At 44.5% G+C, this 18824-nt stretch carries 19 protein-coding genes and 1 riboswitch; of the genes, 3 read left to right on the forward strand and 16 right to left on the reverse strand.

Annotation, left to right across the window (positions count from 1 at the left end; translation table 11 throughout):
- Positions 1–383: 383 nt before the first annotated feature.
- The 6 genes from J2X75_RS10350 to pdhA form a co-directional block, all read right to left on the reverse strand.
- Entirely contained in the window at positions 384–872 is a 489-nt protein-coding gene (locus J2X75_RS10350; RefSeq protein ID WP_124115255.1) for a dihydrofolate reductase, read from the reverse strand.
- A 50-nt stretch (positions 873–922) separates the two neighbouring features.
- Positions 923–1717: a thymidylate synthase gene (thyA, locus tag J2X75_RS10355; RefSeq protein ID WP_124115256.1), complete on the reverse strand. Its 795-nt coding sequence runs from the start codon at positions 1715–1717 to the stop codon at positions 923–925.
- Between the two features lie 215 nt (positions 1718–1932).
- Positions 1933–3348: a dihydrolipoyl dehydrogenase gene (lpdA, locus tag J2X75_RS10360; RefSeq protein ID WP_036613658.1), complete on the reverse strand. Its 1416-nt coding sequence runs from the start codon at positions 3346–3348 to the stop codon at positions 1933–1935.
- Positions 3349–3351: 3 nt separating this feature from the next.
- Positions 3352–4674 carry a dihydrolipoamide acetyltransferase family protein gene (locus J2X75_RS10365; protein WP_310336174.1) on the reverse strand — a complete coding sequence of 441 codons (1323 nt, stop codon included), beginning with the start codon at positions 4672–4674 and terminating at the stop codon, positions 3352–3354.
- Positions 4675–4850: 176 nt separating this feature from the next.
- Positions 4851–5828 (reverse strand): alpha-ketoacid dehydrogenase subunit beta, encoded by a 978-nt coding sequence (locus J2X75_RS10370; RefSeq protein ID WP_076210115.1) that lies wholly within the window; start codon positions 5826–5828, stop codon positions 4851–4853.
- A 101-nt stretch (positions 5829–5929) separates the two neighbouring features.
- Complete coding sequence (gene pdhA / locus J2X75_RS10375; RefSeq protein WP_017688072.1) at positions 5930–6997, reverse strand: pyruvate dehydrogenase (acetyl-transferring) E1 component subunit alpha; 1068 nt, start codon at positions 6995–6997, stop codon at positions 5930–5932.
- 256 nt (positions 6998–7253) lie between these two features.
- Here pdhA and J2X75_RS10380 point away from each other — a divergent pair, with 256 nt between their 5' ends.
- Positions 7254–7988: an alpha/beta hydrolase gene (locus J2X75_RS10380; protein WP_310336176.1), complete on the forward strand. Its 735-nt coding sequence runs from the start codon at positions 7254–7256 to the stop codon at positions 7986–7988.
- A 165-nt stretch (positions 7989–8153) separates the two neighbouring features.
- Here J2X75_RS10380 and J2X75_RS10385 read toward each other — a convergent pair whose 3' ends face one another.
- Together J2X75_RS10385 and J2X75_RS10390 are read right to left on the reverse strand one after the other, a co-directional pair.
- Entirely contained in the window at positions 8154–8624 is a 471-nt protein-coding gene (locus J2X75_RS10385; RefSeq protein ID WP_310336177.1) for a low molecular weight protein-tyrosine-phosphatase, read from the reverse strand.
- Between the two features lies 1 nt (position 8625).
- Positions 8626–9327, reverse strand: a complete 702-nt coding sequence (locus J2X75_RS10390) for a trimeric intracellular cation channel family protein (RefSeq protein WP_307535483.1) — start codon at positions 9325–9327, stop codon at positions 8626–8628.
- Positions 9328–9509: 182 nt separating this feature from the next.
- On the opposite strand from J2X75_RS10390, the gene J2X75_RS10395 reads away from it, so the two are divergent.
- Positions 9510–10151, forward strand: coding sequence for a thiamine diphosphokinase (locus J2X75_RS10395; RefSeq protein ID WP_310336180.1), 642 nt, complete (start codon positions 9510–9512; stop codon positions 10149–10151).
- Positions 10152–10447: 296 nt separating this feature from the next.
- Positions 10448–10948, forward strand: coding sequence for a C40 family peptidase (locus J2X75_RS10400; protein WP_091020733.1), 501 nt, complete (start codon positions 10448–10450; stop codon positions 10946–10948).
- 109 nt (positions 10949–11057) lie between these two features.
- On the opposite strand, the gene J2X75_RS10405 is transcribed toward J2X75_RS10400, so the two are convergent.
- The 8 genes from J2X75_RS10405 to J2X75_RS10440 form a co-directional block, all read right to left on the reverse strand.
- Entirely contained in the window at positions 11058–11762 is a 705-nt protein-coding gene (locus tag J2X75_RS10405; RefSeq protein WP_310336183.1) for a response regulator transcription factor, read from the reverse strand.
- A gap of 119 nt (positions 11763–11881) precedes the next feature.
- Entirely contained in the window at positions 11882–12931 is a 1050-nt protein-coding gene (locus J2X75_RS10410) for a ThiF family adenylyltransferase (protein ID WP_310336184.1), read from the reverse strand.
- Complete coding sequence (locus J2X75_RS10415) at positions 12928–13695, reverse strand: thiazole synthase (protein ID WP_310336742.1); 768 nt, start codon at positions 13693–13695, stop codon at positions 12928–12930. Before J2X75_RS10415 ends, J2X75_RS10410 begins: the two co-directional genes overlap by 4 nt.
- A gap of 2 nt (positions 13696–13697) precedes the next feature.
- Entirely contained in the window at positions 13698–13901 is a 204-nt protein-coding gene (thiS, locus tag J2X75_RS10420; RefSeq protein ID WP_091020730.1) for a sulfur carrier protein ThiS, read from the reverse strand.
- Positions 13898–15070 (reverse strand): glycine oxidase ThiO, encoded by a 1173-nt coding sequence (gene thiO, locus J2X75_RS10425; protein ID WP_310336186.1) that lies wholly within the window; start codon positions 15068–15070, stop codon positions 13898–13900. Before thiO ends, thiS begins: the two co-directional genes overlap by 4 nt.
- A gap of 17 nt (positions 15071–15087) precedes the next feature.
- Positions 15088–15750, reverse strand: a complete 663-nt coding sequence (locus J2X75_RS10430) for a thiamine phosphate synthase (RefSeq protein WP_310336188.1) — start codon at positions 15748–15750, stop codon at positions 15088–15090.
- Positions 15751–15976: 226 nt separating this feature from the next.
- Positions 15977–16086, reverse strand: a riboswitch (TPP riboswitch).
- Positions 16087–16161: 75 nt separating this feature from the next.
- On the reverse strand, positions 16162–17712 hold the full coding sequence (locus tag J2X75_RS10435; RefSeq protein WP_036613631.1) for an ABC-F family ATP-binding cassette domain-containing protein: 1551 nt from the start codon (positions 17710–17712) through the stop codon (positions 16162–16164).
- Between the two features lie 138 nt (positions 17713–17850).
- Positions 17851–18801: a hypothetical protein gene (locus J2X75_RS10440; RefSeq protein WP_397383524.1), complete on the reverse strand. Its 951-nt coding sequence runs from the start codon at positions 18799–18801 to the stop codon at positions 17851–17853.
- Positions 18802–18824: the final 23 nt, after the last annotated feature.

Raw genomic sequence — 18824 nt, forward strand, 5'->3', positions numbered from 1 at the left:
GTGTTAAATGTGGTTTTGAACTGCGAAATCTGGTGTGTGTTAAAGAAATAAAAGGTCGAAACGTTAAGTGAATGTCAGATAATTTGTCATCAAATCCAACATATTTTGCTATAAATCGTTCTCGATTCCGAATATCAGACCTGTTTTAGGACTTCACAACGTTAAAACCCCAAAACTTTTACACTTTTTTACTGTTTAATGCTTGGTCGTATGTATATTATACATAAATACCAATTAATCATGTTACATTAATGTTATATGTATTCCAATTTAAACAAGTGACTCTTTTTTTATAAAAGAAAAGACGCTGTTCACGAATATTTCGCAATCAGCGCCTCTCATCATACAAATACGACCGAAGTCAGGAATTTCTTATGCCACATTTACCGTTTACGTTCGTAAAATTCAAATGTGTACGCATGAACATTTTTTTCATCCTGTTCGCCTTCAATCTGTTCAATCAGTTCCCATTCGGACCAATCCACTTCAGGGAAAAACGTATCTCCCTCAAAATTCTCATGAATTTTGGTCACCACAAGACGATCTGCAAGTGGCAGGAATTCACGATACACTTGGGAACCCCCAATTACGCACAGTTCCTCACCTTTGGTTACACTCAGACCCTCTTCAATCGAATGTACGATTTCAGCCTGTTCCACCTTGTAGTTCAGATCTCTTGTCACTACGATATTTCGACGCTGAGGAAGCGGCTTACCGCCAAAAGATTCCCATGTGTTACGTCCCATGATAATCGTTTTGTTTAATGTACGTTGTTTGAAAAAGGCCATATCCTTGGGTAAACGCCATGGAATCGAATTATTTAATCCGATCACACCGTTCTCCCCCATTGCCCATACCAATTCAATACTCAAGGGTAATACACTCCTTCAATCCAAGTCTCTTGTCGAGATTGAACACATAATTAGACTGCAATTGGAGCTTTAATGCCCGGATGATGCTGGTAGTTCTCAAACTCGAAATCTTCAAACTTATAATCAAAAATAGAATCCGGCTTACGTTTGATTACCAGCTTAGGTAAAGCATACGGTTCACGCTCCAGCTGAGTTTTAACCTGATCTACGTGATTGGAGTAGATGTGGACATCCCCTCCAGACCAGACGAAATCACCCACCTCAAGATCACATTGCTGGGCAATCATATGAGTCAAAAGCGCATAACTCGCGATGTTAAACGGCAATCCGAGGAACGTATCCACGGAACGCATCGTAAGCATACATGATAATTTACCCTCTGCAACGTAAAACTGAAACGCAAAATGACAAGGTGGAAGCTTCATATTATTGATCTCAGCCACATTCCATGCGCTGACAAGGTGACGGCGTGAATCCGGATTATTTTTGATCGAATCAATGACTGCAGAGATCTGATCAATTTTTTCTCCGTTGGGTGCTTCCCATGTACGCCACTGCGAGCCGTATACCGGACCGAGATCCCCGTTTTCGTCCGCCCAATCGTCCCAGATCTTCACACCGTTTTCTTTCAAATAAGATATATTGGTATCGCCACTCAAAAACCACAACAGTTCATGAATAACCGATTTGAGATGAATTCGTTTGGTTGTTACCAGCGGAAATCCTTCGGAGAGATCATAACGGAGCTGTCTGCCAAATACAGATTGTGTTCCTGTTCCTGTACGGTCTCCTTTATGCACGCCGTTGTTCAGAATATCCTGCAATAAATCGAGATAGTTTTTCATGTTGATATCTCCTCACTGTTATACTACTCTAATCATTATTACAGTGTACCACAAATGAGGAATTCGTTGTATTGTAATCAGCTATACAGATCAAGGCATAACCTTTTTAAACTTTGCTCTTATTTCAATCAAAAAAAGAGACGAATAACGCGTTAACGTCATTCGTCTCTTCTGATATACGTATAATGCCGGACGGATCCGAAGCTTAGATGATCTTAACGGGAGATGATGTGGATCGGGTGACCCATAACCAATTCCGCAGCTTCCATCACGATTTCGCCCAAAGTTGGGTGAGCGTGAATTGTGAGAGCCAGATCTTCCAAAGTAGCGCCCATCTCAATTGCCAAACCAAGCTCAGCAATCAGGTTGGAAGCTTCCAGACCTACGATTTGGCAACCCAATACAAGGCCGCTTTCTTCGTCAGCTACGATTTTCACGAAGCCTTCAGCGTGGTTCAAAGATACAGCACGGCCGTTACCCGCATAAGGGAATTTGCCAGCTTTTACTTTGTAACCTTTTTCTTTAGCTTCTTTCTCAGTGTAACCTACGCTGGAACACTCTGGATCTGTGAATACAACAGCTGGCATACATTTGTAGTCAACTACAGATGGTTGTCCTGCGATTGCTTCAGCAGCCACTTTACCTTCATAAGAAGCTTTGTGTGCCAGAGCCAAGCCAGATACGATGTCACCGATAGCGAAGATGTGAGGAATGCTGGTACGACCTTGGTGGTCAACTTTGACAAATCCACGCTCGTCAACGTCAACACCAATCATATCGAGACCCAGTTCTCCATCTGTGTTTGGACGACGTCCAACAGTTACCAGCAGGTAATCTGCAGTTACTTCTTTGGACTCACCATTTACAGAGTACTTAACAGTTACATCTTTATCCGTTTGCTCAGCACTTTCAGCTTTTGCACCCGTTACGATTTCGATGCCTGTTTTCTTCATGTTTTTAGCCACGAGGCTAGTCATGTCTTTATCGAAACCTGGCAGTACTGTATCCAAACCTTCGATGATTGTTACTTTTGCACCGAATTTGGAGTACATTTGACCAAGCTCAGCACCGATATATCCGCCACCGATAACGATCATGCTTTTTGGTACTTCAGGCAAGTTCAGAGCTTCTGTCGAAGACAGAATGCGTCCGCCAAACGGGAAAGGTTTCAGTTCGATTGGACGGGAACCTGTTGCAATAATTGCATTTTTAAATTTGTAACGTGGAGACTCGTGGTCATTGAATACACGAGCTTCGTTTTCGTTGATGAACATGCACTCACCGTTGAAAACTTCAACTTTGTTGCCTTTGAGCAAACCAGCTACGCCGCCAGTCATTTTCTTAACAACGCCGTTTTTGAACTCTTGAGTTTTGCTGAAATCCACTTTTACGTTCTCAGCAGAGATACCAAAAGCTTCACCGTGAAGTGCAGACTCATATTGGTGTGCAGCAGAGATCAGGGCTTTGGATGGAATACATCCACGGTTCAAACAAACACCGCCCAGTTCGGATTTGTCTACGATCAATACGCTTTGGCCCAGTTGAGCAGCGCGGATGGCAGCTACATAGCCGCCAGGACCCGCACCAATTACTAATGTGTCGATATTGAGAGAAGCGTCGCCTACTACCATATCTTACACCTCCATAACAAGCAGCTCAGGGTTAGCGAGCAGCTGTTTAATGTAATTCATAAAGTTTTGTGCTGTTGCGCCATCGATGATACGGTGGTCAAAGCTCAGGGAAAGAGCCATTACAGGTGCTGCAACTACTTCGCCGTTTTTGATCACTGCTTTTTCGCTGATGCGTCCTGTTCCAAGAATAGCAACTTCAGGGAAGTTGATGATTGGAGTGAAGAACATACCGCCAGCAGAACCAATGTTACTGATGGAGATTGTGCTTCCTCTCATTTCATTCGCGCTCAATTTACCCTCACGACCACGAGCAGCCAAATCACGGATAGAATCAGCAATCATCCAGATGGATTTACGATCAGCATCTTTGATAACAGGAACGATCAAGCCGTTGTCTGTATCTGTAGCGATACCGATGTTGTAGTATTTTTTGTAAACAATTTCGTTAGCTTCTTCATCAATCATAGCGTTCAGAGCCGGGAATTGGCGGGAAGCCGCAACCAGTGCTTTAACGATGAATGGCAGATAAGTAACTTTTGTTCCTTTTTTCTCTGCAATTGGTTTCATGCGAGTACGGAAAGCAACCAATTCAGTTACGTCCACTTCGTCCATGATTGTAACGTGAGGTGCTGTGTAAGCCGATTTAACCATTGCATTAGAGATTGCTTTACGGATACCTTTGAATGGTACGCGCTCTTCTTCAAGGTGTTGATCAGCTGCAGCCGCTGCTGGTGCTGCGGATTTTTTCTCTTCTTGAGCCGGAGCTTCGGAAGATGCCGCTGCGGAAGAAACGCCACCGTTTTTGAAGGATTCAACATCTTCTTTGGTTACTTTACCGTTGTTTCCAGTGCCGTTAACCTGAGCGATGTCTACACCTTGTTCGCGAGCAAATTTACGCACGCTTGGTGTTGCCAGAACGTCTTTGGCAGGTACTGCCGGAACGCTGTTGTTGCCGCCTTCTTTAGCTGCATCCGAGCTGGAAGCTGCTGCAGAAGAACCGCTTGTGTCAGCTCCGCCTTGAGCTGCATCTTTCTCTTGCTCGCCTTGATCGCCAGCAGGAGCGTCGTCTTGCTCAGGAAGTTCGCCTTCTGCATCGATGATCGCTACAACTTCACCAACGTGGCAGACTTGACCGTCTTTAGCGAATACTTCTGTAACTGTTCCGTTAACCGGACAAGGTACTTCTACAACCGCTTTGTCGTTCTGTACTTCCATGATGATGTCGTCGTCAGTTACTTTGTCACCGACTTTGATGTGCATCTTGATGATTTCGCCTTCGTGCAGGCCTTCGCCCAATTCAGGGAATTTATATTCAAATTTAGCCAACTGAAAAACCTCCTTGATTATGTGCTCAATCCTGAAAACAACCCTTAACTCCAAGAAACAACTGTTACTGCTAATGCAAATAACTGTTACTCAAGGGGCTAATGGCTGTTTACAGTGCAGCTTGCGCTGCGGTGTGAATCACCATACTGCGCCTTGCGGCATGTCAGATGATTAAATTAGAAATTTACGACTTTGTTAACCGCAGCAACGATACGCGCCGGGTTAGGCAGCCATGTATCTTCGATTTGTGCAAATGGATATACAGTGTCCGGACCAGCTACACGCAGAACCGGTGCTTCCAAGTGCAGGATTGCTTTTTCATTGATTTGGGCAATGACTTCAGCTGCAACACCTGCGCTCTTTTGAGCTTCCTGTACAACAATTGCACGGTTTGTTTTCTTAACGGAAGCAACGATAGTATCGATGTCGATCGGGCTAACCGTACGAAGGTCGATAACTTCAACTTTGATTCCTTGTTTTTCGAGTTCATCCGCTGCTTTCACAGAAGTGTGAACCATCATACCGTAAGTAATGATTGTTACATCAGAACCTTCACGAACAACGTTCGCTTTACCCAACTCAACAACGTAATCTTCTTCAGGCACTTCTGCACGGAAAGCATGGTACAAGTTCAAGTGCTCCATGAAGAATACAGGATCGTTATCGCGAATAGAAGCGATCATCAGACCTTTTGCATCGTAAGGGTTAGACGGAACAACGACTTTGATACCTGGTGTTTGCGTGAGCAGACCTTCCAGGGAATCTGTATGCAATTCTGCCGCTTTTACACCGCCACCGAATGGTGTACGGAATACGATTGGAGAATTGTATTTTCCACCGGAGCGGAAACGCATACGAGCAGCTTGCACTACCATTTGGTCAAGGGCTTCGAAGATAAAACCAACGAATTGGATCTCAGCAACCGGACGGAAGCCTTGAACACCCAGACCTACAGCCAGACCACCAATAGCGGACTCAGCCAGTGGTGTATCAAATACACGCTCTTCGCCAAACTCTTTTTGCAGACCTTCCGTTACACGGAAAACGCCGCCTACATTACCTACGTCTTCACCGAAAAGCAGAACGTTAGGATCACGTTTCAACTCCACGCGAAGCGCATCACGGATTGCTTCTTTCATGTTCATTTGTGCCATTTGCTTCATTTCCTCCTTAAACATTGACAGTTCACATTTGAATTCGTACATGTATACCGGGACATTAAAGTCGCGGATGTTTATGCTTTATCGGAAAAAACTTATTGGAAATCAGCTTTTTGCTCTTCCAAGTGCTTAGGCGTTTGTTCGAACATGCTGTCGATCAAGCCTGAAATCGTCATTTTCTCGGTTTTTTCCGCTTTTTTGATCTCTTCATTTACTTTAGCTTTTGCTTCTTCTTTCACACGTGCTGTATCTTCTTCAGTCCAAAGACCTTTTTTCTCAAGATATTTAGCGAAACGTGCGATAGGATCTTTAGCAGACCATTCTGCCTCTTCTTCTTTTGTACGATACTTGGAAGCATCATCCGAAAGGGAGTGAGGACGGAAACGATATGTTACTGCTTCGATCAATGTTGCGCCTTCTCCGTTACGTCCACGCTCAGCAGCTTCCTGAACAGCTTTGATAACAGCGAAGATGTCCATACCGTCAACTTTAACACCTTTGATACCTGCTGCTACCGCTTTGTGAGCGATGGACAGAGCTGCTGTTTGTTTAGCAAAAGGAGTTGTGATGGCATAACCATTGTTTTGTACGAAGAAGATAACAGGCAGTTTGTATACACCAGCGTAGTTCAGACCTTCGTAGAAGTCACCTTCAGAAGAACCGCCATCACCTGTGTACGTGATAACAACTTGTTTTTGTTTCTTCAATTTGTAACCCATAGCGATACCCATTGCATGCAGAATTTGTGCACCAATGATGATTTGTGGCATCAATACATTAACGCCATCTGGAATTTGTCCACCATGTTGGTGTCCACGGGAGTACAAGAATGCTTGATAAAGAGGAAGTCCATGCCATACGAGTTGCGGAATGTCACGATAGCCAGGACATACAAAGTCTTCTTTTTCAATTGCAAATTCACTACCAACCATTGTAGCTTCTTGACCAGATACTGGAGCATAGAAACCAAGACGACCTTGACGGCCCAGGTTTACTGCACGGTCATCCCAAGTACGGGTAAATACCATGCGGTACATAATTTCTTTTAATTGATCATCGGAAAGTGTAGGCATCATGTCTTTGTTAACAATTTCGCCGTCAGGAGACAGCACGGACAAAGCTTCTACATCCTCTGTATACACTTCATAAGGAACCTTGCTCATTTTTTTCTTCACCTCAACAAAAAATTTGAATATCAAGTTCCGCTGTTATAATATTATTATACACCTGTTTCACTCCATACGTCAAAGAAATCCGTAATTTTTTTATGTTTCCCGCCGGATTGTATGTATAACAGGGGCTTAATATTGGTATAACAGCATAATACATGATTGCGTGTTTGACCTAACCCCGCACAAGGGTAATCTTACCGTATTGCGCGGTCGAATGCAAAAAATTAACCGAGAAAGGTGACGTTTTATGACGGATTCCCGCTATTTGAAACGCACGATTGTGAAGGAAGAGATTGAAAGTCGCTATCTCGGAGAGAAGCGAACGCTCCGTATTTACCTTCCTCCGGGCTATAACGAATTGCTTAGCTACCCTGTCGTTTATTGTCAGGATGGCGAAGAATTTTTTAATTTCGGACGAATTGCTACAACAGCTAACCAAATTATTCTGGACGAAGGAGCAGAACCTTTTATTATTGTAGGGGTTCAGGTCGATGTGTCTGTGAGAACGCAGGAATATGCTCCATTTGGAGATCGGTTCAAGGCATATACCGCTTGCTTCGCTGAAGAGATTATTCCCTATATAGAAGAGAAATATCCTGTGCGCCGTTCTCCGCAGGAACGCATTCTTGCCGGAGACTCGCTCGGTGGCAGTGTTTCGCTTCATCTTGCTCTGTTATATCCGGATCTGTTCACTCGTGTGATCAGCATGTCTGGCGCCTTCTACTCTGCTTCTCAGGAAATCTATGCCGCAGCTGAAGATCTGTCCTGGCTCTCGATCTGGATGATTGTTGGTTTGCAGGAAACTGATTTTGAGGCAGACACGGGTACGTATGATTTTGTTCAATTAAACCGGAATACTCGAGAATTGCTGGAAAAACGTGGTGCCCTCGTCTCCTATCAAGAGAAAGACGGAAAACACCAATGGGGTTTTTGGCAGAAGGAATTGCCCGAAGCATTACTTTATTTTCTCCAGGAAAGATAAAAGGATCACTTTAACAGGCGGCTGAAATGCCGCTATTGTTTTCCAACTCAATGATACCGCTTACAATTGCAATCTGAAAAAGAAGCAGGATATCCTGCTTGCTTTAAGTGCTCTAATCCTGCTTCTTTGTCGAATTACAAATTAAGCATGAATTTCGTTTACTTTTTAAGCTAAGGAATGTTCGGCTTCAATCTTTTTCAACAGAACATCGCAGCCTGCGTTAACCAGCTCGTACACCTCTTCAAAATTGCCTGTGTAATACGGGTCAGGTACTTCTCTGAGTTTTTCCTCGGGAAGCATGTCCATGAACTTGATGATGTCCGCCTCAGCTCCGCCTGGAACGTTACGCACATTATCTGCATTGGAATTGTCCATACACACAATGTAATCAAATTGAGTAAAGTCTTCGCTGGCGAATTGTCTCGCTGCCATGTTGGCATAAGAAATCTGGTACGAATCCAGCAATTTTCGAGTCCCTTCATGCGGAGGTTTACCAACATGCCAGTCCCCTGTACCCGCTGAGTCCACACGAATCTGGTGTTCAAGCCCCTTCTCCAGGACTTTGTGACGCAAAACGGCTTCAGCCATTGGTGATCTACATATATTGCCCAAACATACAAACAAAACATTAATCATATTAATCCCCCTTGCTTAACGTACCTTGAAGTACCGACGATGTTGGCTGTGCCACAATGCTCTCCGACTGAGGACTGACGTTCCCGGTCTCAGATGGTACGAGCGAACGACGTGGCAGTTTCCATTTATAATGTACAGAACACATCCGGAAGAACACAACGGCCGCAAAACAAAATAATAATCCAGCATTCGTTGTTAACCAGCCCATACCTATGACAAAACCGGCTGTCATTGCCCATACAGCATAAATTTCGTCACGCAATACAAGCGGTTTACGTCCAGCAAGCACATCACGAATAACGCCCCCACCAATACCGGTCATTACTGCTGCAACGATAACTGCGCTAATGGGATGTCCCATGTTCGCCGCATACAGCGCCCCTTGAATTGCAAATGCTGCGAGTCCGATTGCATCAAACAACGCCTCTGTTCGCTTCCAGTGACTAATCCACTTGAGAGGTAATATAAACGCAATTGCTACAGATACTAAGGCTAACATAATAAGTGATCCCTGACTCCACAGTGTCGTTACAGGTATACCTATAAGTACATTCCGGATAATCCCGCCTCCGAATGCCGTGACAAGTCCAAGCACTAGTACACCCAGAATGTCATACTCCTCTTCCATTGCTACAAAGGCACCGGACATTGCAAATGCGATAGTGCCTATAATGCTGAATACTTCAAAAATGTGTAAGTCCAACCTGTTCAAACCTCACTTTTCAAGTCATCTCCATGTCGCTCTACCCATTGTATCCGCGAGCACTGAAATTGTGCAACCACATTTTGTGGATTATACTGGTTTGGTGAATATATTTGTACAGGTTCCAACATTATATTTGAACAATGAACTATTTTTCTCTGAATTAGGAAGGATGAAATAAAATGACGGTGAAACGGATAGTTATTTTTACAGGCGGAAACTTATCTGTAGAATTACTTCAGGAAATACGTGAAGATGATATGATCATCGCGGCCGATCGCGGTGCATTATTTTTAATTGAACACGGCATTAAGCCTCACATTGCAGTTGGAGACTTCGACTCCATTACTGAAGAGGAACGTATCATTGTAAGCAACAATAGCATTCGGTTCATTACATGTGACCCTGTTCATAAGGATCTTACTGATACAGAAATGGCTTTTGAGACAGCGCTAGATTACGAACCTTCTCACATCTTAATGTTAGGTGCTACAGGTACACGTATGGATCACACTCTCGCTAATGTACATATCATGGTTCGCGCGATGCAACATCATATCTCCTGTGCCATTCAAGACAAGCACAACTACATGACACTGACAACATCCAACGCTGTGGTTGAGCACCGAGACTATAAATATGTTTCTCTGCTGCCCTTGACTCATGAAGTTACAGGAATAACTCTAGATGGTTTTATGTATCCGCTAGATCAAGCCACCATTCGTATGGGACAATCCCTGGGTGTAAGCAACAAGCTCTTAGGTTCCTCCGGTACAGTCACTATTGATAGTGGCTTATTACTGATTATTCAGAGCAAAGATTGAATCTATTCGTATGCTTCATAGTTATTTATTACGTTTTTGTAACCAGTGATTCAATGAAAAAAATAGGTTCACACATAATAAAGACCCTTGATCTTCAAGGGTCTTTGTTGTTTCATCATTATTCTTCATCCGTCAATGATTAATTTTTTGACATTTTTAATCATATTTTAATAAACATACCCAAACCATTGTGGCGCAAGGGATTACACTTCCCTATCCAATTTCTAGGCTGTTACAAAGCTGTTATACTCGCTCTAGCAACTTAACGAAAACGAATTTTGGAGGTACTAACTAACATGAAAACAAACATCTTTGTCCAAAAGGCCGTAACCGTCGGGTTGTGCGCTACACTAGGTTTTGGAGCTGTATTAATGACTAACGCACCTGTTGCACAGGCAGCAACTGCTTCTGTATCCACAGGTCAACAAATTGTTAACTATGGCAAAAAATTCACTGGAACTCCATATAAATTTGGTGCTTCAACTTCAACAACCAAGGTTTTTGACTGTTCTTCTTTTATGAAATATATTTTCAAAAAGTATGGTGTAGATTTGCCGCGCACTTCCGTGAAACAATCCAAAGAAGGTAAAGCTGTGTCTAAAGCTAATCTGCGTGTTGGAGATCTGGTGTTCTTCTCCAGTGGCAGCCGTTCTACTGGTTCCAATGTCACTCACGTAGGCGTATATGCCGGGAACGGCAAGATTCTGCATACGTATGGATCTCCAGGCGTAACCATCTCAGATCTAAACTCCGGTACTTGGAAGAGAACGTATGTTAAAGCTCGCCGTGTACTCTAGAACTTATCATAGCTAATCAGTAAGGACCGGAGGTTACTATCCGGTCTTTTATTTTTACCCTCTTTTTGCCACACTCTAAACTGGTGATTCATGGAACTAACATCGTAATCTATTTTTTATCATGCAGCATATAACCGATCCCACGCACAGTATGAATAAGTTTCACACTTCTTCCCTTATCCACCTTAACCCTTAGATGTTTGATATACACATCCACAACGTTGGTATCCATCGCATACTCATATCCCCATACTTCCCGCAAAATATCACTCCGGGTACATGCTTCATTCACATGCAGGGCCAGATATTCCAGCAATTCGTATTCTTTTGGCGTTAATGTCAGGTATTCACCCGCACGATTTACCCGCCTCGAACGCAAATTCACTTTAAGATCATGGACTACAATTACTTCTTCACCCTCTGGTGTTGCATTCGCAAAAACACGCAATAAGTTTCTTATTCTGGCAAGCATCACGTTCAAGTGAATGGGTTCCTCCATCACGTCATTAGCTCCGTAATCCAGCCACTCCACGATGAATTGAGGAGATGCGTTAGACGTGATAACCAGTAGAGGTATAACCTGACCTTTATCTATCCATCGTTTTAACTCTAATTTCTGAGCCTGGCCACAATGTTCCTTCCCCTCTTCCCGGTCTACCAGGATGATCAGGTTAATATGCAGCAACGAAGGCTCGACGGATTGGTTTAGTTCAGACCACTCCATTCGTTGCACCTCATACCCTTCGCTACATAAAATATCCTGAATTAGGCTGACCTGTTCTCCTGCTCCAATCAGCAAAATGGCTGTTTTCACTCTTTTTCACCCGGCCTGTCTCTATCCCCACTGCTCGCAGCAATGGTTGGTACAGATAGCATGCCGTAAAAAGAAAAAGTCCATTCCCTCAAGGGAACAGACTTTGCTTCTTTCTTGCTTTAACCAAAGTAGCGATGGACGAGCGTACGTGCTTCAGCTGTGTCTTTTGTTCCGTGTACGAGTACACGTCCATCTTGGAAAATGACCATTCTATGGACTCCTGTTGTAAAAGAAACCAGAAACGGATTGGATTCCACTTTTCCTTCTTGAAGTCTATCCAAACGTTCCGCCGTATGTTTAAGATCCAGATTCATTCGCCGTGCAGGTCGGATCTGAACGGTGTCCCTGCCACACAACACATCGGTTTTCTCCAGATTGGACGCAGAAAGATATGGATAGGTTGCCGAAGTACCGCAGGAAGGACAGTCTTGCTTTTTCGCACCATCCACATTGATGGATATGTATTCGTTCCTCCACACGTCAAATGACAATAACTTACGTCTCAATGCATTTGCATTGCCGCTAAGTAACTTCATCGCTTCTGCGGTCTGATTCGCTGTTACCATCTGTACCGCTTGAGGTATGATGCCAGACGTATCACAGGTATCTCCACCCAGAGGGACTTCACCCAGCAAACAATTTAAACATGGCGTATCACCAGGCATAAATGTATAGGTAATACCGTAACTACCTACGCATCCACCATAAATCCAGGGAATACGGTGTTTCTGTGCCATATCGTTAATGAGTAGTCGTGTATCAAAGTTATCCGTTGCATCCATGATCAAGTCGGTATGCTGAACGAGTTCTTCCAATTCATTTACTCTGACATCCAACACTTTCCCTTCCACATGGACCGTGGAATTAATGGCAGATAAACGTTTTTCCGCCGCCATTGCCTTCGGTATCCGCTCCATCGCGTCCTGTTCTACATATAATTGCTGCCGCTGCAGGTTACTCCACTCCACATAATCACGATCCACAATCGTTAAGTGTCCGACTCCTGAACGAACTAACGTTTCTGCAATTCCTGTTCCGAGTGCGCCAGCACCTACAATTAAAACTCTGCTGCCCTTTAATCTGGCCTGGCCTTCCTTGCCAAGTGGCGCGTACCGTTCCTGTCTGGAATAACGATCGGCCTGCTCGGAAGATGTTATTTGATCTGTCATGTATGAACCATTCCTTCCACCGGACTACTGGCTGCTGCATAACGCTTTACGGGAATCATGCCTGCCTCATATGCCAATCTACCCGCTTCTACCCCCAATCGCATCGCTTTAGCCATGCTCACTGGATCCCCTGATCCGGATACGGCTGTATTTAACAATACGCCATCGGCACCAAGTTCCATCGCATAAGCAGCATCTTTTGGGGAGCGCAATCCTGCATCCACAATTACAGGTACAACGGCCTGCTCAATGATGATCTCAAGGTTATAGGGATTGATGATGCCTCTGCCCGCTCCGATGGGAGAAGCGCCAGGCATTACAGCATGTACGCCAAGCAATTGTAGCCTTTTCGCCAGAATGACATCATCTGAAATATAAGGCAATACTGTGAAGCCCTTTTCAAGCAAAATTTCGCAAGCCTTGTACGTTTCAATCGGATCTGGGAGTAACGTAATTCCATCTCCGATGACTTCGACTTTTATCATATCACAAAGTCCTGAAGCCCGCGCAAGCTCGGCAATCCGCACCGCCTCTTCCGCATTTGAAGCTCCAGCCGTATTCGGAAGAAGAGTGTATTTGTCCAGATCCAACGTATCCAGGAAATGCTTCTGGTTACGTTCCTCCAGATTCAGACGACGAACAGCAAAGGTTAAAACTTCCGTTTCAGATGCTTCCACAGCCTGACTTTGCACTTCCAGATCCGAAAACTTGCCTGTTCCGAGCAACAATCTGGACTCAAACGTATATTTGCCAATGTTCAACATCATCAACCGCCTCCTACAAAATGTACAATCTCAATTCGATCGCCTTCTCTTAATGCAGTCGTTTCATGATACTCACGGGTTAAAATATGCTTGTTCAGCTCTACAACTACAGTCTTGACTTGCAGATCAAAAGATTTAAGCAGTTTATCCACACGATTCAATCTGTCTTCAATCTCCATCCGTTGACCATTAACGATGATATTCACTGCACCACTCCCTTTCTGTTCAATCGCTCCGGACTCAGCGCCTCAATTCCGAGTTCTTCTGAGCTTTTGCCAGCGAGCAACTCAGCGATAAGCCTGCCTGTTATCGCACTAAGCAAGATACCGTTGCGGTAATGCCCAAAGGCGGCGAACAGCCCGGGTATACTCTTGCAAGCACCTATATAAGGCAATCCATCTGGAGTTGCTGGTCTTACGCCTGCCCACGCTCGTATAAATTGTGCTTCTTTCATCCCAGGCACCCAGTGGGTAGCCGCTGTTAGCAGCTTTTGAACACCCTGTACAGAAACGTTCAAATCCGTTCTGCCTGGCAGACTGGTTGCCCCAAGCCAAACTTCGCCATTGGCTTTGGGAACAATATAGATATCCTCTGCATACACCGTTCTGTCAGGTCTGTACCCTGCATGTTCATCTGAGAACTGAACGGCGGCTATTTCACCTTTCACCGACCACACAGGCAAGCTCAGATTTACATGTCTCATCAACTCTTCACTCTGTAATCCAGCCGCTATAATGACATGTTTGCATTTCATCTCACCGATCGATGTGGAGATCCCCTGCACGCCGTGTTCGTTTGCTTGCACACGTATATCCTGTATGTCCTCCATAACCCGTGCTCCCAATGCTTGAGCGGATTCGGCGTATGCCTTCGTTAGATGGACTGGAAGAATTTCACTCTCGTAAGGTCTGTAATAGGCTCCATACGTATCTCTGTTGAGCCATGATGCCTCATGTTGTACAACGGAACGATCCCACCACACCTCATCAGCAGAAGCAGACAAAGCAAACTTCCGATTGTCCTTATAACTACTTAATTCACTGTATGAACGAAAAGGAGTTAGGAATCCCTGGCGTTGCAGACCAGTCTCTAGCTCACTGAGTGTAGCCATTAGCAACTCTTGCTCATGAAGTAACCGCCTGCTCTGCCTGGCAAGCTTAGCCATCAAAGGATGAGCAAAACCCTCACTATCTGCCGCCAGCATTCCAGCCGCCGCGCAAGACGTGCCTCCTGCAATCGCCGAACGCTCCAGCAACAGCACATCCTGTCCACGGGAAGCAAGCTCATACGCAATGGCACATCCAACAACGCCTCCCCCTACAATAATCGTTTCTGCATGAATTTTATCCGGTTTATCAGTAAAGATCTCTTTCATCCTCTCATCTCCTTGATTCAGCGCCTCAGAATTTCTGTAGCAACTATAGCCTGCCTTAATAATGCAGCCGCCCGATCCGGGGAATCGCTCGCCCATACATTCGAGATCACAGCGACTCCCTGTGCGCCTGCAGAGCGAATAGCGTGAATGTTTCCCGGTTCGATGCCCCCGATCGCAATGACAGGAATGGAGACACGCCTGCACACTTCAGCAAGAGCATGTAATCCTCTTGGGTCAAGACCAGGCTTACTGTTGGTTGAGTAGACATGCCCGAAGAAAAGGTAATCGGCTCCCCGTTCTTCAGCGATTTTTGCCTCATCGATTGAATGAACAGATACACCCAGACGAAAGCGCTGCACATTGCCTATAACAGCAGGGTTATAATTTCGTATCGCATCTTGCCCCCAATGTACACCGCCATAGATGTCATTCTGTGAAGGCAGCTCTGAACCATTGATAACGATGCGACAAGATGGAACGCCAACGCTACGCAGACTTTCAGCCCAACCAATCTTGTCTTGCCATGTGAGTTGTTTTTCTCGTATGTGAATATAGTCCACCCAAGACCAAACGTCCTTTGCAGCTTTTACAAAAGATGCTTGATCCCCTGCACCCGTAGATACAACATGCAATTCAAATGATTCGTGAACATGTTCATGAGAAATTACCGTACTGTTCATCTCCTTCCAGGCGTGAATGCTATGAAAAATACAAAAAAGCCACTCCCGTAGGGGAGTGGCTGCGTATTAATTATAGGACCAGATGACTGACTGAAGCATACAGTTCATTTCGTGCAATAAAGCTATAAACCTTATAGCCTTAACGTTATACACGCAACTGCATGTTTCAATTCGTTAAGCAGACGGTTGAAATCCTTTCGAATTGCCGTTGCTCACGTCATTCACTGAAACGCGCTCGCCACTTCCCTACGCTGGTATGATCCAGATCAGGTGCAAAGGGTCCGGAATCGCATTCTTCCATCTCAGCCGCATCGTGCGGCCCCCCTAGTGTTCATATGAAGTTGTAGCCTATGTTACCATAGACGGATTTTTTTGTCACCGTCATTTCTGTTAAACATTGTCTTGAATCGTCTAGTTTTTCTCAGACCACTCTTCGACATTCCATGTTTTGGTAACCCAACCCTCGTAGAAATCAGGTTCATGAGATACCAGTAACACCGTTCCCTTGAATTCTTGCAAAGCACGCTGCAACTCCGCTTTGGCTGTGACATCGAGATGGTTTGTCGGCTCATCGAATAAAATCCAGTTGCTTTCACGCATCAAGAGTTTGCATAAACGAACCTTGGCTTGCTCTCCACCACTCAGCATGTTAAGCGGACGGGTAATGTGCTCATTTTTCAACCCACAGCGAGCGAGATGACCCCGGACCTCATTCTGGGTCAAATGTGAAAACTCATTCCAGACATCCTCGATAGGCGTGATATTTCCAGCACGAACTTCCTGCTCAAAATAGGCCGTTTCGAGATAATCTCCCAAAAAGGTCTTTCCACTGAGTGGAGATATTTTGCCCAGAATGGTTTTCAGCAGTGTCGATTTACCCACACCATTACAACCTACGATGGCAATTTTCTCACCACGTTCAATTGTCATCGTCATTTTGGGCAGCAAAGGATACGTATATCCAATTTCAAAATCAATGCCCTCAAAGACCGTTTTGCTGCTCGCGCGGGCATCCTTGAATTTGAACGTTGGTTTAGCTGCTTCATCCGGACGATCAATACGTTCAATTCTGTCCAGCTGTTTCTCCCGGCTCTTCGCTCGACCTGAAGTTGAAGCACGTGCCTTGTTACGCTGAATGAAATCTTCCTGCTTCTTGATGTACTCTTGCTGCTTCTCGTATGCGTCAATATGCTGGGCTTTATTCATATCAGCCATCTCAAGGAACTTGTTATAGTTCGCTGCATATCTCGTTAATTTGGCAAATTCCAAATGATAAATGACATTTACGACTTCATTCATGAATTCCGTGTCATGGGAGATTAAGAGAAACGCATGCGGGTAGTCCTTCAGGTACCGTGACAGCCATTCAATGTGCTCTACATCCAGATAGTTGGTCGGCTCATCCAGCAAAAGAGCTGTAGGTTTCTCAAGCAGAAGCTTGGCAAGAAGCACCTTGGTACGTTGTCCACCACTTAGAGCTGCGACATCTCGATCAAGACCAATTGCGGACAAACCAAGACCATTGGCCATTTCTTCCACTTTTACGTCAATCAGATAAAAGTCGCCCTGTTCCAGTTGTTCCTGAATATCGCCCATCTCTTCCAGCAACTGCTCCAGCTTATCTGGATCTGCATCTGCCATCTGGTCCGTAATATTCATCATTTCTTTTTCCAATTCAAGCAACGGAAGGAATGCATCCTTAAGGACGTCACGAATGGTTTTGCCTGGCGTAAGCTTCGTGTGCTGATCCAGATATCCATAACGGACCTTAGGTGTCCATTCCACTTTTCCACTATCTTTAAGCAATTTACCAGTAAGGATATTCATTAATGTGGATTTACCCACACCATTGGCACCAACAAGTCCTACGCGCTCTCCGGCAAGTAAACGAAACGATACATTTTTAAATAACGTGCGATCTCCAAAATTGTGACTTACGTTCTCTACTGACAATAAACTCATAAGATGAGGTTGCTCCTATCTATTAGACATTACTTTTGTTATTGTTCCGAAACCCTATTCTAGCACAGGTCCCGTCTTTTCTGAAAGTAATGTAAACAGTTCAAGAACCTCTTACATAATTTTGTCATACAGGCTACCCTAACGATTAGAGCATTTATATTCGAAATAGCCTTGTGCAGCTGCTTGTCTTGCGTCTGTAAACACCTCTTCAGCACGGTAACCATTACCACATGTGGAGGGATAATAGTACCTGATACCCGTTAAAGGATCTACCCCACCTACGATGGCCGTTTTCTTCACAAGTCTGCCTCCACCGATCGCATAATTGTTGATCTTTTGGTCACCCACACCTATACCTTGGATAAAGGCCATAATCCCTGTATCGTTAATGGAGTTGTACCAATCTTCCTGCGCAATCAGGGGGATCGTAAACGTATAGGAAATACCGTTCTTTCTGGCAAACTCATTATGGCGGTTAATCACATCAGCCAGATCATCCTGCACAGTAGTCACAATCCGGCTTTGTCTAACTTGCTCAAATACGCTGGTATTCTGAAGTAAAGGAATCTGTGTGCTTGAGGCCAGTTCTTTTTGAAACCCTTCAATCCATTTCCCTGCGTTTGCGTCATAGGCATATACGTAGTCGTCCAGTGTGAAGTTAATACTGTTACCATTAGAATCTGAATATGTATAAGGTTTCTTGGGGCTCCACACTTGCCTGAAAGAATCTTCACGGTTACCCGTCATCTCTGTTTCTGTGGACAACATATAATAGCCATCATAATCCAGAATAACCACGGCAGGAATGTAATTAAACATGTTTCGAATAGCTGCGGGATCATCCTGAATCCCCATATTCAAAGCCATCGTCTGCGTAAATGTTAACAAGGCAAGCTCTTTGTCCGCTTTAACAAACTTGGTTGAATCATAACCTGCTTCATCATTTTGTTTCTCATTCTGATGCATCACTGCACCTGCATCCATGACTGCAGTTTGAAGTGCAGATCTGTATCGTTGGCCAAGATATTGAGCCTCTTCGGCATCTTGGGTATGGAGTGAGATGATCCAGAAGAGCGGGAAGAAGATCATCACAAATACAATGGATAGCTCAA

Source organism: Paenibacillus sp. 2003, assembly GCF_031455635.1.
GTDB classification, from domain to species: Bacteria; Bacillota; Bacilli; order Paenibacillales; family Paenibacillaceae; genus Paenibacillus; species Paenibacillus amylolyticus_B.

What these genes read in the sequence shown, in the direction of transcription:
- thyA (WP_124115256.1), bottom strand. Translation starts at nt 1,717, where the DNA reads ATGAAAAACTATCTCGATTTATTGCAGGATATTCTGAACAACGGCGTG.
- lpdA (WP_036613658.1), bottom strand. Translation starts at nt 3,348, where the DNA reads ATGGTAGTAGGCGACGCTTCTCTCAATATCGACACATTAGTAATTGGT.
- J2X75_RS10370 (WP_076210115.1), bottom strand. Translation starts at nt 5,828, where the DNA reads ATGGCACAAATGAACATGAAAGAAGCAATCCGTGATGCGCTTCGCGTG.
- pdhA (WP_017688072.1), bottom strand. Translation starts at nt 6,997, where the DNA reads ATGAGCAAGGTTCCTTATGAAGTGTATACAGAGGATGTAGAAGCTTTG.
- J2X75_RS10380 (WP_310336176.1), top strand. Translation starts at nt 7,254, where the DNA reads ATGACGGATTCCCGCTATTTGAAACGCACGATTGTGAAGGAAGAGATT.
- J2X75_RS10385 (WP_310336177.1), bottom strand. Translation starts at nt 8,624, where the DNA reads ATGATTAATGTTTTGTTTGTATGTTTGGGCAATATATGTAGATCACCA.
- J2X75_RS10395 (WP_310336180.1), top strand. Translation starts at nt 9,510, where the DNA reads ATGACGGTGAAACGGATAGTTATTTTTACAGGCGGAAACTTATCTGTA.
- J2X75_RS10400 (WP_091020733.1), top strand. Translation starts at nt 10,448, where the DNA reads ATGAAAACAAACATCTTTGTCCAAAAGGCCGTAACCGTCGGGTTGTGC.
- J2X75_RS10410 (WP_310336184.1), bottom strand. Translation starts at nt 12,931, where the DNA reads ATGACAGATCAAATAACATCTTCCGAGCAGGCCGATCGTTATTCCAGA.
- J2X75_RS10415 (WP_310336742.1), bottom strand. Translation starts at nt 13,695, where the DNA reads ATGTTGAACATTGGCAAATATACGTTTGAGTCCAGATTGTTGCTCGGA.
- thiO (WP_310336186.1), bottom strand. Translation starts at nt 15,070, where the DNA reads ATGAAAGAGATCTTTACTGATAAACCGGATAAAATTCATGCAGAAACG.
- J2X75_RS10430 (WP_310336188.1), bottom strand. Translation starts at nt 15,750, where the DNA reads ATGAACAGTACGGTAATTTCTCATGAACATGTTCACGAATCATTTGAA.
- J2X75_RS10435 (WP_036613631.1), bottom strand. Translation starts at nt 17,712, where the DNA reads ATGAGTTTATTGTCAGTAGAGAACGTAAGTCACAATTTTGGAGATCGC.
- J2X75_RS10440 (WP_397383524.1), bottom strand. Translation starts at nt 18,801, where the DNA reads ATGATCTTCTTCCCGCTCTTCTGGATCATCTCACTCCATACCCAAGAT.